At 68.2% G+C, this 14,177-nt stretch carries 16 protein-coding genes; 10 read left to right on the top strand and 6 right to left on the bottom strand.

What is annotated here, in order from left to right; translation table 11 throughout:
* Positions 1-98 precede the first annotated feature (98 nt).
* The 6 genes from ACFYXB_RS18875 (at position 99) to ACFYXB_RS18900 (ending at position 5,313) form a co-directional block, all read left to right on the top strand.
* Positions 99-569 (top strand): single-stranded DNA-binding protein, encoded by a 471-nt coding sequence (locus tag ACFYXB_RS18875; RefSeq protein ID WP_389583521.1) that lies wholly within the window; start codon positions 99-101, stop codon positions 567-569.
* Between the two features lie 268 nt (positions 570-837).
* Positions 838-2,262, top strand: a complete 1,425-nt coding sequence (locus ACFYXB_RS18880) for a Cys-Gln thioester bond-forming surface protein (RefSeq protein WP_389583524.1) — start codon at positions 838-840, stop codon at positions 2,260-2,262.
* A 255-nt stretch (positions 2,263-2,517) separates the two neighbouring features.
* The gene (locus ACFYXB_RS18885; protein ID WP_389583692.1) at positions 2,518-2,643 is read left to right on the top strand and encodes a hypothetical protein; all 126 of its coding nucleotides are present in this window, start codon (positions 2,518-2,520) and stop codon (positions 2,641-2,643) included.
* A 168-nt stretch (positions 2,644-2,811) separates the two neighbouring features.
* Positions 2,812-3,360, top strand: a complete 549-nt coding sequence (locus tag ACFYXB_RS18890; protein WP_389583527.1) for a SigE family RNA polymerase sigma factor — start codon at positions 2,812-2,814, stop codon at positions 3,358-3,360.
* The gene (locus ACFYXB_RS18895; RefSeq protein ID WP_389583529.1) at positions 3,357-4,301 is read left to right on the top strand and encodes a hypothetical protein; all 945 of its coding nucleotides are present in this window, start codon (positions 3,357-3,359) and stop codon (positions 4,299-4,301) included. Before ACFYXB_RS18890 ends, ACFYXB_RS18895 begins: the two co-directional genes overlap by 4 nt.
* A gap of 619 nt (positions 4,302-4,920) precedes the next feature.
* Positions 4,921-5,313: a hypothetical protein gene (locus tag ACFYXB_RS18900; protein WP_389583532.1), complete on the top strand. Its 393-nt coding sequence runs from the start codon at positions 4,921-4,923 to the stop codon at positions 5,311-5,313.
* 224 nt (positions 5,314-5,537) lie between these two features.
* Here ACFYXB_RS18900 and ACFYXB_RS18905 read toward each other — a convergent pair whose 3' ends face one another.
* The 3 genes from ACFYXB_RS18905 to ACFYXB_RS18915 all read right to left on the bottom strand — a co-directional run bounded on the left by ACFYXB_RS18905 (position 5,538) and on the right by ACFYXB_RS18915 (position 8,854).
* The gene (locus ACFYXB_RS18905; RefSeq protein ID WP_389583535.1) at positions 5,538-7,505 is read right to left on the bottom strand and encodes a SpoIIE family protein phosphatase; all 1,968 of its coding nucleotides are present in this window, start codon (positions 7,503-7,505) and stop codon (positions 5,538-5,540) included.
* A gap of 576 nt (positions 7,506-8,081) precedes the next feature.
* Positions 8,082-8,537, bottom strand: a complete 456-nt coding sequence (locus ACFYXB_RS18910) for a group II truncated hemoglobin (protein ID WP_389583537.1) — start codon at positions 8,535-8,537, stop codon at positions 8,082-8,084.
* Entirely contained in the window at positions 8,534-8,854 is a 321-nt protein-coding gene (locus ACFYXB_RS18915; protein ID WP_389583540.1) for an antibiotic biosynthesis monooxygenase family protein, read from the bottom strand. Before ACFYXB_RS18915 ends, ACFYXB_RS18910 begins: the two co-directional genes overlap by 4 nt.
* A 277-nt stretch (positions 8,855-9,131) precedes the next feature.
* Here ACFYXB_RS18915 and ACFYXB_RS18920 point away from each other — a divergent pair, with 277 nt between their 5' ends.
* On the top strand, positions 9,132-9,605 hold the full coding sequence (locus tag ACFYXB_RS18920; protein WP_389583543.1) for a hypothetical protein: 474 nt from the start codon (positions 9,132-9,134) through the stop codon (positions 9,603-9,605).
* Positions 9,606-9,641: 36 nt separating this feature from the next.
* Here the strand turns inward: ACFYXB_RS18920 and ACFYXB_RS18925 are convergent, their stop codons facing one another.
* Genes ACFYXB_RS18925 through ACFYXB_RS18935 form a run of 3 tightly spaced genes read right to left on the bottom strand, consistent with a single transcriptional unit; the run spans position 9,642 to position 11,115 of the window.
* Positions 9,642-10,169, bottom strand: a complete 528-nt coding sequence (locus ACFYXB_RS18925; RefSeq protein WP_389583546.1) for a hypothetical protein — start codon at positions 10,167-10,169, stop codon at positions 9,642-9,644.
* Positions 10,133-10,711: a DUF6928 family protein gene (locus tag ACFYXB_RS18930; RefSeq protein WP_389583681.1), complete on the bottom strand. Its 579-nt coding sequence runs from the start codon at positions 10,709-10,711 to the stop codon at positions 10,133-10,135. The genes ACFYXB_RS18925 and ACFYXB_RS18930 overlap by 37 nt, the downstream gene beginning before the upstream one ends.
* 32 nt (positions 10,712-10,743) lie before the next feature.
* Positions 10,744-11,115, bottom strand: a complete 372-nt coding sequence (locus ACFYXB_RS18935; RefSeq protein ID WP_389583549.1) for a DUF6928 family protein — start codon at positions 11,113-11,115, stop codon at positions 10,744-10,746.
* A gap of 284 nt (positions 11,116-11,399) precedes the next feature.
* On the opposite strand from ACFYXB_RS18935, the gene ettA reads away from it, so the two are divergent.
* Genes ettA through ACFYXB_RS18950 form a run of 3 tightly spaced genes read left to right on the top strand, consistent with a single transcriptional unit; the run spans position 11,400 to position 14,176 of the window.
* Positions 11,400-13,064, top strand: a complete 1,665-nt coding sequence (ettA, locus tag ACFYXB_RS18940) for an energy-dependent translational throttle protein EttA (RefSeq protein WP_389583552.1) — start codon at positions 11,400-11,402, stop codon at positions 13,062-13,064.
* A gap of 6 nt (positions 13,065-13,070) precedes the next feature.
* On the top strand, positions 13,071-13,478 hold the full coding sequence (locus ACFYXB_RS18945; protein WP_388501161.1) for an acyl-CoA thioesterase: 408 nt from the start codon (positions 13,071-13,073) through the stop codon (positions 13,476-13,478).
* Positions 13,475-14,176, top strand: coding sequence for a hypothetical protein (locus ACFYXB_RS18950; RefSeq protein WP_389583555.1), 702 nt, complete (start codon positions 13,475-13,477; stop codon positions 14,174-14,176). Before ACFYXB_RS18945 ends, ACFYXB_RS18950 begins: the two co-directional genes overlap by 4 nt.
* Position 14,177 lies beyond the last annotated feature (1 nt).

Consider the following 14,177-nt stretch of genomic DNA (forward strand, 5'->3'; position numbering starts at 1 on the left):
GTTGCCGCAGCGGACGCAGCCGTACGGGACGGGCCCGTACGCGTATCAGCCCGTGGACCGGTGACCTGGCCGGTGCCCGGGCGAGGGAGGGATTCGTGATGAACGAGATGACGATCTGCGCGGTGGGCAACGTGGCGACGCAGCCGGTGTACCGGGAGCTGGCGGCGGGCCCGTCGGCCCGGTTCCGGCTGGCGGTCACCTCGCGCTACTGGGACCGCGAGAAGAACACCTGGACGGACGGGCACACCAACTTCTTCACGGTGTGGGCCAACCGGCAGCTCGCCACCAACACGGCGGCCTCGCTGAACGTGGGCGATCCGGTCGTCGTGCAGGGCCGGCTGAAGGTGCGCTCGGAGGTGCGCGAGGGCCAGCAGCAGTGGGCCTCGGCGGACATCGACGCGGTGGCGATCGGCCACGACCTCGCGCGAGGAACGTCGGCGTTCCGCCGGGCTGCCAAACCGGAGACGGCGGACGTGCCGCGGCGCCCGGAGCCCAGTTGGGAGACGTCGGCGGGCGAACCCGGCGAGGTTCCGGCCCAACAGCCGCCGGAGCCAGCGGTGGTGACGTGACGTCAGCCGCCCTGGCGGACCGTAGTTGACCGAACTGCGGCTTATCGACGAATGCGCTCCGAACGACCCGGTGGATTTGTCGATAAGCCCTGCTCATCGCCGGTCTCGGCGATAACGATTCCGAGTCGGATCGGTCATCCGACCACAGGACCGGGAAAGCGCGGTGCGGCTGATCCTTAGGATGCCGAACGTAGCTCTCGGGGCCGCTGATTCTGCTGGTGGGACCTCACACCCCCACGTCAACGGGCCCTGCTCGAAGGGGAATTCTGTGCTTGCTGCGTTCTCTGGGTTCTCGGCGACGTCCGGGCGGCTCACCCGCGGGCGGGGCGCGGCCCGCCTTGCGGCCGCGACGCTCGTGTCCGGACTCGTGGCCGCCGGTGTGCTGGCCGGGGCCGGGGCGGCCGTCGCCGACACCGCCCCGCAGGGCCTGGGCGGGGCGACGGCGACCATCGGGGGTCTCAAGACGTACGGCGAGGCCGTCGTGCACGGGGACACCGGCGAACAGCGGGTGGCCGCGGGCCTGTTCGAGATGTCCGTCGACGGCGGCGGCACCCTGCAGACGTACTGCATCGACATACACAACCCCACGCAGAAGGACGCCCGGTACCAGGAGACGCCCTGGAGTGGCACCTCGCTGGGCGCCAACAAGGACGCCGGCAAGATCCGCTGGATCCTGCAGAACTCCTACCCGCAGGTCAACGACCTCGCGGCCCTCGCCCAGCGGGCGGGCGTCGCCGGGCTCACCGAGCAGGACGCCGCGGCCGGCACCCAGGTAGCCATCTGGCGCTACTCGGACGGCGCCGACGTCGACGCCGCCGACCCGCAGGCCGAGAAGCTCGCCGACTATCTGCAGAAGAGCGCCCGCGACCTGACGGAGCCCAGGGCCTCGCTGACCCTGGACCCGCCCGCGGTCTCCGGCCATCCCGGTGAGCTGCTCGGACCGGTGACCGTGCACACCAACGCGGGCGCGGTCATGGTGACGCCGCCGGCCGACGCGGCCATCAGCGGCGTGCGGATCACCGACAAGACGGGCAAGACCGTCACCTCGGCGAAGGACGGCACCCGGCTGTACTTCAAGGTCCCCGAGGACGCCACGGAGGGTTCGGCGGAGCTGACCGTGCAGGCGTCGACCACCGTGCCGGTCGGCCGGGCCTTCGCCTCCGACAGCCGCAGCCAGACCCAGATCCTGGCCGGCTCCAGCGAGTCCACGGTCTCCGCCGCCGCGCAGGCCACCTGGGCGGCGAAGGGCGCGATACCGGCGCTGTCGGCGCACAAGAACTGCGCCGAGGGCGGGCTGGACATCACCGTCGCCAACTCGGGCGACAGACCGTTCACCTTCGAGCTGATGGGCGGCGAGCGCACCATCCCGGCGGCCACCTCGCGCACGGTGACGATCCCGTTGCAGGAGGACCAGGCCTACGACTTCACGATCACCGGGCCGAGCGGTTTCGCGCAGCGCTTCACCGGCGTCCTCGACTGCAAGACCCAGAGCGACGAGGGCGGAGTGTCGACCCAGACACTCAGCGAGCCCAGCCCGGCCACGGTGGGCGGCACGTCCGGCGGCACGAACCTCGCCGCCACGGGCGGCACCGACGCCACCCCGGTGATCACGGGCGTGGCCATCGGCTTCGTGGTGATCGGCGGCGCGGCCCTGGTCCTGCTCCGCAAGAAGGAAACCCCGACGACCGACTGACTGCCCCACCGCACCCACACGCCGCAGCGGCGACAGCCGGTGACCGCTCGACCACGGCAGGCGGCTGCCGTCGGGCACGGCTCGCGCCGGCCCCGACGAGACTGGTTTCCGTCCAGGGGGGCCGCCAGGCAAGATGGGGTGTTACTTACCGCGAGAGGGCACGAAAAGGCCCCTCACCAGCAGTTTTCCTGCCGATGAGGGGCCGTGTCAGGCGGCTTGGGCCGTCTCTGGGCCGTCGTGGGTCTTTGGGCCGTCATGAGCGTCAGCCCCCTGCGCTGGTGGAGGAGCAGCAGTACGGCGGCGGCGACGCCCTTCGTCGCGGAGCGCACGATCTGGGCGGTGCTGGTCGACTCCGGCGTAGCCGCGTGCCTACTCACGTGAGTAGGTTCGTCCGGCCGGACGATCACGTGTCCGGTCCCGGTAGACGCTTGACACTTCGGTCCCAGCTGATGGTTGTCAGTGGCCCCGCTCGCCTGACTGACGAGGTACCGGATCCCGGGCAACCGAATCCGCCGAATCTGTGGTCTGGAGGGCGAGGGAGGGTACTTGATGCAGGCCAAACAAGAGGCCGAGTTCCAAGAATTCGTCAGAGCGCGGTGGTCCTATCTCGTACGGACCGCGTATCTGCTCACGGGCGACGTGCACCACGCCGAGGACCTGACTCAGACGGCGCTGGCCAAGGCGTACCGCTCATGGCGGCGCGTCTCGCGCAGCGACAGTCCGGAGGCGTACGTCCGGCGGATGCTGGTCAACTGCAACAGCGACCGGTTCCGCAAGCGGCGGGTGGCGGAGGCTCTGACCGCGGCGCCGCCGGAGGTGGCCGGGCGCGACGAGGCCGTCTCGTGGGCCGACGAGCGCAGCGCCCTGCTCGCGGCGCTAGCCGGACTGCCGCAAAGGCAGCGGGCGGTGATCGTCATGCGTTATTGGGAGGACCTGTCCGAGGCCGAGGTCGCCGAGGTGCTCGGCTGCTCGCCCGGCACGGTCAAGAGCCAGGCGTCCAAGGCGCTGGCGAAGTTGCGTACGCATCCGGGGCTCGGGCAGATCGTGGACGAACCTGTCCGCAGCCGAGTGTCGTCCGGACAGGGAGGCAGCAAGTGAACGAGGAGCAGAAGCAGCAGGGGACGGGAACCAGCGGGAACTTCGAGGAGCAGCTGCGCGAGCTGCTCGCCGAGGACGCAAACACAATCCGGCCCGCGCCGGTGCCGTATCCGGCGATCCGCCGCCGGGGCACGATCGAGCGGCGGCGCCGGGTGGCAGCGGCCGGGGCGGCCCTGGTGACGCTGGCGGCGATGCCCGTGGGGGCGTACGCGCTGGCCGACGGGGATGCAGGCGGGGACACGACGGCGTCGACACCGTCGGTCAGCGCCACGCAGCGGACGTCAGCGACCACGCCGTCCGCGTCGCCGTCGGGGCCCGCGCGGCCGGCCACGGACGGCCAGCTCCTCGACGGGATCACCTTCGGGCAGGCCGCCGATGGGCTGGAGAAGTGCCTCGCCTTTGACCGGTCGCACAAACGCGGCCTGGCCGCCAAGTTCCACACGGACCTGGGCGCGGCAGGGGACTACCGGATCATCCTGGCGATGAACAGCACCGGCGACTCCAACGCGCCCGGCGATGGCGTGTACGTCGTCGCGGTGAAGGAGCAGCCGAAGCAGACCCGGCTGATCTGCAACGTCAAGGACGGCGAGGCCAGCGGCCTCAACACCAGCGCAGGCTCCGACGATCTGCCGGGCGCCGGCCCCGTGATGGCCGACAGCAACGGCGGCAAGCTCTACCACCAGTCGCTCCTCGACCGCGGCAACTGGAAACTCCCGTTCCGATGGAGTGTCATCGGCACGGTCAAGCCGCAGGTGGCCCGAGTGACCGTCTCCTACGGCGGCGCCACCAGCCAGGCCGCCCTGGACCACGGCTGGTTCGTAGCCTCCGGCATCCTGAACCAGCAGGTCACCGTGGCCCCCCACATCAAGGGGTACGGTGCCGACGGCAAGCTGGTCTACGACTCCGACGAGGACAAGTACTACGAGAAGCAGCTGCCGTAGCGCCAACCGGCCGGGGGCGCCATACAGGGGATGGCGCCCCCGGATATCGGTAAGGGCTTTTCTGGTCGCCGGTGCAGATGTGGCAAGCCACACCGAGCCAGAAGACTAGACAGGCCGGACGATCACAGGCGCGGTAAGACTTTCCCTACTTCATCAAGCCCCGGCTGCGCTCCGCTCCGCCGGGCGCGCTCCCGGCTCCGCTGCGGGCGCCGCTCCTGCCTTCGGCCCGCTCCGCCCGCGCTGCGCCGACGCGCGCCCACGCGTGGATAGGGCCATAGGCTATGAGTCGATCACCGCATAGATCGACCCACGGTCAAGACAATGCCTCCGGCGGGGATCGGCCGGCACCGGGATGGAGGGGGCGCCGTTCCCGCCCGCGGGTCCGTCGTGGCGTGCGCGGGGTGCTCCCATCCCGTACACCGTCGCCCTTGGCAGAGCCGAGCAGTGCCGTGATCAATCCTCACAGTCGTTCGTACAGTGGCGCGCTCCACCTGGGCGCCATGAACCACGCCCGCTCCACGGTGTGTGGGTCGACGGTGTACGGGATGGGAGCTGGGGAGAGTGGCGGTGCGGGCTGTGAGATGGTCCCGCTCATGACCGAGTCATGGTGGGAGGGGCAGTGGTGCTCGTCTTCAAGGATCCGGCTGGCAAGCCGATGAGCGTTCCTAAGCAGGTCTTCCTATGGGCCTGGCCGTTGCTTCCCGGCGCCATAGCCTGGGTGCGGTTCGGTACCACGTGGGGGCTGCTCGAAGGAATCGCGGTCTACAGTTGGTGGCTGACGATGATCTTCGGGCGTGCAGGGGCGGTGTCGTGGCTGAGGCGCCACCTGATCACCGCTTTCGCCCTCTCCGTGTTCCTGTTTGCGACCTTGTTCTTCGCGCTCCCCACCCTGTTGTTGGGCACTGTGCTCTCGGTGTGGTGGTGTTGGGCGCTCGGACTTTCCGCAGGTGTGATCGTCACCGCCTTGATCTGGCCCGCACAGCGGCGCTTCTGGGCGAGGCTGGACGGATAGAGGAACGCATGCCCCTCGTGTGCCCAATCGAACGGGAGGTGGCGGGGAACAGCGGGGAATGACGGAGGCTGCCACGAGAAACCGCAGGTCAGCGTCTTACCAGTTCAGCCCGCGTCCGCGTACGCGATCTTCCAAACTGGGGCTCTGGGTGACTGGGGCCGGAGGGTCCTTCCGCGGCTGGCTTGGGGGTGTCCGTATAGAGGGTTGTGAGGACGCGGGCGCCGTCATGTGCGTCGGATGACCAGCACGGCCACGTCGTCGAGGTGGTCCACCGCGACCGTGGCGTCGAGGATGCGGTCGGCGGTCGCCTCGGCGTTCAGTCCGTCGTGGAGGGCTTGGGCGGCCAGTGTTCCTGCTCGCTCCAGTCCGGCGTCCAACGTCAGGCCCGGTCCTTCGACCACGCCGTCGGTGACCAGGACCAGCGCACTGTTCTTGTCCAGGGTGAAGGTCTCCTCGCGGTACTCGGTGTCGGGCACGACTCCCAGGACCGGCCCGCCCGGCAGCTCACGGACATCGTGGCTGCCGTCCCTGTGTGCGCACAGCACCGGTACATGGCCGGCGCTGGCGCCCGTGACCCGTCCGTCGCTCGGGTCGACATGCAGCATGGTGCAGCTGGCGAATCGTGCCGCGCCCATCGTGACGAGCAGCTCGTTGGTGCGCGTCAGCACGGTTGCGGGATCCGGTTCGTGGGCGGCGATCGCGCGCATGGAGGCGCGCACCTGTCCCATGGCTGCGGCGGCGTCCACGTCGTGCCCTTGGGCGTCGCCGATCTCCAGGGCGACCGCGCCGTCGGGCATCACGAAGGCGTCGTACCAGTCTCCGCCGATATCCAGCCCGTCGCGGCTCGGTCGGTAGCGGGCGGCGACCTCCAGGCCCGGGAGGTGCTCGGGCAGCGTGGGGAGCATGGTCTGTTGCAGCGCCGTGGCCAGCTCGACTCGTGCCTGCTGCAACCTGATGCGCCTCAGTGCCTGGCCTGCCAGGTCGGCCAGAGTCCCCATGAGGGTCATCTCGTCCAAGGACGGCCGATGTCCGCTGCCGTAGGTCATCTCCCACGCTCCGAGGGGCTGATTGCCGGTCTCGCTGAGGGGGGTGATGGAGACGGTGTAGTCGGAGCCGAGCCGTGCGAGCCACGGCAAAATGGCCCCATGCGGCCAGCGGCGGATGTAATCCTCCCGGTCGGGGATGAACTGCGGCCGGCCGGTGCGGATCGCTTCGGGCAGCGGGCTGGGATGGTCCAGCGAGATGCCGTGCAGGGCCTCGGCCTCCCACATGGTTATCCCGGCATCGGTGGAGACGCGCAGGCGGCCATCGTCGACGAGTGCGAACAGGACGCCAGTGGCGCCGAAGGTCGCGGCGAGCCGAGTCAGGACGACCTGCTGCAGCTCCTGCTCCGTGGCTGCAGTGATCAAGGCGGAGGAGAACTCGGCGATCTCCTTGGCGCGCCGTCGCTCGGCAGCCAGCGCGGCCTGCACTTTCTCCCTGTGCTTCACTCGCTTGGTGTCGTCGCGGACCACCCCGAAGATCCGCTCGGGACCGCCATACCCCAACTGGATCCGACGGGTCTGAACGGCCAGTCGGTGCCAACCGTCGTGCGGGGTGAGGTACCGCAACCCCACCCAGGAGGACTGGGCGGGGGGCGGGCGCAGGAGCTGCCGCAAGGCTTCCCGGTCGTCAGGGTGCACTGCCGACATCACTGCGGAAAGCGAAATAGTGGGATCCGGGAAGAGCGCGACTAGGGCGGGTAGGCCACCGAGCCACTCCAGCCGGTGCTCATGGGGTGAATACATCCACAGGCCGATGTCGGCGGCCTCGGTGGCCATCCGGAACGGGATCAGCAGGCTCGCCAGGTCGTTTCGCGCATCCAGTGCGTGCACCCAGACCAACTGCCCGTCACCGGCGGGATCCTTGACCGGCCGCGCCTCGATCAAGCAGGCAACGGGTGCTCCGCCTCGCCCAAGGAACTCCAGCACCCGCATCGCGACCGACTTCGTCCTGGCGGCGTGGGCCACGAGACTCTCGGCCGAAATCCGCTGGCTTGCGGGACACAGATCACTGAAGTCACGTTCCAGGCACTGCTCCGCCGGCCTGCCCAGCGCCGTGGCCATCGCAGCGTTGAGACCGCTGATGACACCGTCCAGCGTCAGCAGAGCCGCCGGGTCAGCCCTTCGGAGGAGTTCGGCCGAGGCGTCCATCTGTGGCTCCCTGGCGAATACCAAAACAGCCTCTTCAGTCATTTTTGCGCATTTTGCCGCGATGTCTTGGCGAAGGGTGTGTTTGACCGCCTGCGTTGAGTGACGACGGCAGGGAACGCCTTGGAGACTTCGACGCGACCGCTATGGCCGCCGTTGACCGATCCACATAGAGCTACGGACCAGGAGGTCAGCGCAGTCCTGGTGACGGCAGTCTGACGGCAACGACAACGGACGCCACCGTACGCAGCCGGACGTCAGCGGCTGTCGATCTGGGTCGTTATCGGGTCGGATCACGGTCTGTCCCGAGCCATCAACTCGCCTGAAAAGCGGAGGCTCGTGCCCGCAGCGTGCCCAATGCGGCGGGATCTCCCGGGGATTCACGGGGAACAGCGGCGATAGTCGCGCTCAAGGCCAGGTCAGAGACTTGGCAGGTCAGCCGCGATCCGCATACGGCGTCTTCCGAACTGGCGCTCCAGGATCCGAGCGCGGCGGCGCTTGACTGGGTCATTGAAACTCCACCGACCTCGCTTGCCTGTCAGCATCGGAAGGGTAGGGCGCTCCAATGCCCGGCGTTGCTCACATCAGCCCGTCCCAACCCCAGCGCGGCGTCGGCCCTGGGTCGCCGAGGTCCTCGCCAACCGGCCCGGCCGAGACGTCGCGGGCGATCCGGGTTCCCCAGTCGAAGTACTCCAGAACTTGGCGGCGTAGCCGCTCGTCCTCCGGGAGCTCCTTGTCGACAGCGGCGGCCATGAGCTCCATCCAGCGGGTTCGCTGTTCCTCGGTGATCGACAGGCCGAGGTGGGCGCGCAGCAGGGCTTGGTGACCGCCGAGTTCGACGGTGAAGCGCGCGGGACCGCCGAAGACCTCGGCGAGCCAGACTGCGACATGCTCGATGTGCGTCCGGGTGAAGTTCGCGAAGACCGGGGAGAGTAGCGGGTCCGCCAGGACGCCGTCGTAGAAGGTGCCGCCCAGTCGGCGGAGTGCGTCGATGCCGCCTATGGCGTCGTACAGGCTCTCGGCACGCTCGGTCATGCTGCCCCTCCGGCGGTGGATACCACGGACGTCCTCGTGTAGTGCTTCATCTCCTCGATGTCACCGATGTAGGGGCGGATCGCGGCGAGGAACGAGGGGAAGTACGGGCCGCCGCGGAAGCCCTGCTCGTGGTCCTCGACGGAGGTCCACTCGATCCGCAGGATGTAGCGGTCGGGTTCCTCGATGCCGTGGGAGAGCTCGTATCCGAGGCACTGGGGGGCGAGGTCCAGCCGCTCGGCCGCAGCCGCGTAGGCCTTCTCGAAGTCGACTCGACGTTCGGATTCGGCGATGCGGTAGCGGATGTATTCCACGATCATGTTGATCCTCCGTAGGTCGCTATCGCCAGGATTCCAGCGGCCGTCACAGAGCCCACGATGTTCGCGGAGAGCGCATCCAACAGATGCTGCCTACGAAGGCCGCAGCTTGGCGGTCAGCAGCAATCCCCCTGGCCTGTCCGTACAGGGTTCCGAAAACAGGCAATGTTAGCCCCGTTGCGACGCTCGGCACGCCGAGAGAACGCGCGCGAAGCTTGATGCGGACATGTAAGCCTGCTCAACTTATGCAGTGTCTTATGGATGGAGCAGACGCGCGCTCGTGGCCCTCTTCGCGGTCGCAACCGGAGTGCCGGTGGTGATCGTCGTTGGAGCCATCACGGGGTGGAGCCATTCGGCGATGGGCATGCCGACGTGGGCGTCGTGGACGATCGCGGCTCTAGCGATCCTCATCGGTTTGCCACTCGCCTGGTTCTCCACCCCGCTGGGTACCAGAAACGCAACGAACATCCTGCTCAGGGCCTATCGCCGCCAGGGTTTGGAAGTTGCCGAGCAGCAGTACCTCTCCCGGTTGGCGCCTTACCGGGCCGGCCTTCAGCTGTTCAACCTCGCCCTCGCCCTCGAAGGCGAGGGTGACCAGGACGGCGCCGAAGCCGTCTACCGGCGCGCGGCGGACTGCGGCTTTCCGCCAGCCATGGTGAGTCTGGCGCACCGGCTTAGCCGACGTGGTGAAGATGGCGAGGCTCGGGAGTTGTTCCGCCGCGCGGCGGAGGCTGGCGGCTGGTCAGAGCGTTGATCGACTAGGCAGCCGCAAGGTAACAGCGGCGCGTGATCAGTTGTGGCTGAACAGGAAGCGTCCTGAATGGCCGGGCGGCAACGCGGCGTCTCGCCTGGCTGCCGCGTAGTACTTCTCGCGAGCGACGCGCTGATTTTCGAGCAAGGCCGACCAACTGTCCGGGTCACCAACCTGGTCTCGGACGAAACGTTCCATATCGGCAACGACTCTGGCCCACTCATGAGCTGCGTCAGCGACAGCAGCATCGCCGAACAGCAGCACGGCTTCCCAAGCCTGGTCTCGGGTTTCAGAAGCGCCGCCCAGCTGTGTAGCCGCTTCCTCTGGCGCCAGCGGGTACGGGTGAGGGTCGTTGCCCAGGTGAGCCGAGATCCTGAACAGCAGGCTGACGATCGCCTTCTGCGACCGTGCATATTCCGAGTAGGCAGTCAGGCGCCGGTCTTCCCGTCGAACAGCCTGCTCACGGCGGAACCGTGTGCGATCACCGAACATGACAGCCAGGTAGGACCCCAGGGAGCCGATGACTACCCCTACCAGAGTGGGGAGTTGCTGTATGAATGCAGACACCAGGGCACGCTAGCGACCCGAGATGGGTGGAAGGCACACAGCCGCAGCCGGTGAGTGTCTGACTGCGTGTCAACGCCCACGCACAGGGGCGGACAACCGCGCACGTCTGCGGACCATCGCAGCGGGTCAGTGGAACAGCAGCCCCAGGTCCAATGTCCGCGCCAGTTCCTTCGGGACGAAGAGGTCGTGAGCCAATGGCCGTCGCGCTCGACCAGGGAGCCGTCAGGTCCCAGCGAGTAAAAACGCGGCGGCCCCATGGCTTCGACAGCCCTTCGCAGTTTCGCTTCCTGCTCTGCAGGATCAGGCCCGTGTGGGTCCCCCACGTGGAATCCGTGGAGTTCGATGTTGTCGGCGTCGACGTCATCGGGCTCCGGCCGGCCCTCCTGGATGAAGCCGCAGAGCGCACGCAGCGCGTCTTCGCCCAGGGCCAATGGGTGAAAGGGCAGCGCGTACGGCTCTTCCTCCTCGCCGGGCCAAGGGATGACGTCGGCTGGGTGGTCTCCGGCCCAGTAGGGCAGCTCGAAGGGGAGCGGATCACCGATGTTCTAGATGATGCCGCTGTCCGGTGACAGGCTCAGGGAGCGGACCAAGCGGCCGTCCACACGGCGAATGCGAGCCAGTCGACAACGCTGTGCATGGCGTGCAGGACGAGCCGTCGGCCGACGCTTGCCGCGACGAGGTGCTCGGGAGGCTGAGACGGGAAGTCGATCATCACCCGCCGGTCACAGACGATCTCCACGTTCGGCCAGCTCGCAGCGTAGGCCGTGCCGTTCGCGGGATACACGCCGTCCCAGAGATTGGAGCCGGAACTCTGCTCCACAAGCCAGCCCGGATAGAGACCCCGCATCATGTCGGACGTCCGCGCCAGGTCTGCCGCCCCCACCTCTCGTAGCAGGCCCGGCACGTCGCCGTCGGCATATACGAGTAGTCCCGTCTTGGCCCCCACAGCCCCTCCCCCGAAGGTCGCGCTCGATCGCGGACGCAATATATCCGCCGACACTGACATCGCCACGGGCTCAGTTCGCACACCGGCTGGGCCGTCTCTGGGCCGTCCGAGGTTCCCCGAGGCCGACCAACGGCGACCGACAGTGACAGCCGAGCTACAGCGGTCAGTAGTGAAGCCGCAGGTCAGAGCGGCCCGATCATACGGGTTACCACCCACGGCTAGACGTCAGGCAAGATGGGGTGTATCTGCCCACTGCCAGATTTCAAGCTGCCGGACGGTTTCTCTTGGCTGAGTTCATTTACACCATGCGCAAGGCGCGCAAGGCGCACGGCGACAAGGTGATTCTCGACGACGTCACCCTGAGCTTCCTCCCGGGTGCGAAGATCGGTGTCGTCGGCCCGAACGGTGCCGGTAAGTCGACCGTGCTGAAGATCATGGCGGGGCTGGAGCAGCCCTCCAACGGTGACGCGTTCCTGTCGCCCGGTTACAGCGTCGGCATCCTGCTCCAGGAGCCCCCGCTGAACGAGGCGAAGACCGTCCTGGAGAACGTCCAGGAGGGTGTCGCCGAGATCAAGGGCAAGCTCGATCGGTTCAACGAGATCGCCGAGCTGATGGCCACTGATTACTCCGACGCCTTGCTCGATGAGATGGGCAAGCTGCAGGAGGAACTCGACCACGCCAACGCGTGGGATCTCGACGCTCAGCTCGAGCAGGCCATGGACGCCCTCGGCTGCCCGCCCGGCGACTGGCCCGTCACCACCCTCTCCGGTGGTGAGCGCCGCCGCGTCGCCCTCTGCAAGCTGCTCCTCGAGCAGCCCGACCTGCTGCTCCTCGACGAGCCCACCAACCACCTCGACGCCGAGTCGGTGAACTGGCTGGAGCAGCACCTGGCCAAGTACGACGGCACCGTCGTGGCCGTCACCCACGACCGGTACTTCCTGGACAACGTCGCCGGGTGGATCTGCGAGGTCGACCGCGGCCGCCTCCACGGCTACGAGGGCAACTATTCCAAGTACCTCGAGACCAAGGCGACCCGTCTCAAGGTCGAGGGCCAGAAGGACGCCAAGCGGCAGAAGCGGCTCAAGGATGAGCTCGAGTGGGTCCGCTCCAACGCCAAGGGACGGCAGGCCAAGTCCAAGGCCCGTCTCGCGCGGTACGAGGAGATGGCCGCCGAGGCCGACAAGATGCGGAAGCTGGACTTCGAGGAGATCCAGATCCCGCCGGGCCCGCGGCTCGGCAGCATCGTGGTCGAGGTGAACGACCTTCAGAAGGGCTTCGGAGAGAAGATCCTCGTGGACGGACTCTCGTTCACGCTGCCGCGCAACGGCATCGTCGGTGTCATCGGTCCGAACGGCGCCGGCAAGACCACCCTGTTCAAGATGATCCAGGGTCTCGAGACCCCGGACTCCGGCGACATCAAGGTCGGCGAGACCGTCAAGATCTCGTACGTCGACCAGAGCCGCGAGAACATCGACCCGAAGAAGACGCTGTGGGAGGTCGTGTCCGACGGGCTCGACTACATCAACGTCGGCCAGGTCGAGATGCCGTCCCGGGCGTATGTCTCCGCCTTCGGGTTCAAGGGGCCGGACCAGCAGAAGCCCGCCGGTATCCTGTCCGGCGGTGAGCGCAACCGGCTCAACCTCGCGCTCACCCTGAAGCAGGGCGGCAACCTGCTGCTCCTCGACGAGCCCACCAACGACCTCGACGTGGAGACCCTCGGCAGCCTCGAGAACGCTCTGCTCGAGTTCCCCGGCTGCGCCGTGGTCGTCTCCCACGACCGGTGGTTCCTGGACCGCGTCGCCACGCACATCCTCGCCTACGAGGGCGAGTCCAAGTGGTTCTGGTTCGAGGGCAACTTCGAGTCGTACGAGAAGAACAAGATCGAGCGGCTCGGGCCGGACGCCGCGCGTCCGCACCGCGCCACCTACAAGAAGCTGACCCGGGGCTGATCGATCTTGCGGCACATCTACCGCTGCCCGCTGCGCTGGGCGGACATGGACGCGTACGGCCACGTAAACAACGTGGTCTTCCTCCGCTATCTGGAGGAAGCCCGTATCGACTTCCTGTTCCGCCCGGACAAGGATTTCCAGCAGGGGTCCGTGGTGGCGCGCCATGAGATCGACTACAAGCGGCAGCTCGTCCACCGGCACGCGCCCGTGGACATCGAGCTGTGGGTCACGGAGATCAGGGCGGCGTCCTTCACCCTCGCCTACGAGGTCAAGGACGGCGACCAGATCTATGTACGGGCCTCGACGGTGATCGTGCCGTTCGACTTCGAGGCACAGCGGCCGCGCCGGATCACCGCGGAGGAACGTGAGTTCCTCGCGGAGTACAGGGACGAGGAGGAGGCCGTCGCCGCATGACGGTGCTCCATCTGGCTGACGAGGGGGAGGCGGCGGATCTCGCCGCCTTCCTGTCCCGGCTGCTGCACTACGACCGTTCCGCCGCGGTGCGCCTCCAGGCGGCGGGGACCGCGCTCGCCGTGTTCGGGCGGCCGCCGTCCTTCGAGGTGCTGGCGGTCCGCGCGGTGCGGCTCGCGAAGCCGTACGAGAACGGGCTGGACGTCACCCTCGACGTGACCGTGTCCGCCGGTGAGCTGCTGGAGTCCGTGGACGAGGAGGCGGCCACGGCGGCCGTCCCGGCGCCGGTGACCGGGCCGCCGTGGGCGGGCCTCCTGCCGCCGCGCGGGGGCTGGCGCCAAGAGCCCGGCCTGCCCGCACCGGACGCCCTGCGCGCGCTGGTCGGTGCGGCCGTCGCCGAATTCCGGTCCCGTACCCGGGAGTTGCCCGAGGAACGGCGCACGCGCGCGGAACTCGACGACATCGGGCGGGACATCTGGTCGCGGACGGTCGGCGAGACCCGGCTGCCCGTACGGGCCGTGCACGCGGCCCAGTCCCTGGGCTTCCTCAGGCCCGAAAGCGCCGCAAGCGCCGGAAATGCCGTAAGCCACGCGAGTCTCACCCTGTTCTCGTCGGGCGCGTGGCTGCGGCTGCGCACACCGTACGGCTCGATCGCCGTCCGGCACGCGGGACTCGGCTCGCTGGGCGTCAGCGTGCGCTGAC

The organism is Streptomyces sp. NPDC002619, from assembly GCF_042889305.1.
GTDB lineage: Bacteria > Actinomycetota > Actinomycetes > Streptomycetales > Streptomycetaceae > Streptomyces.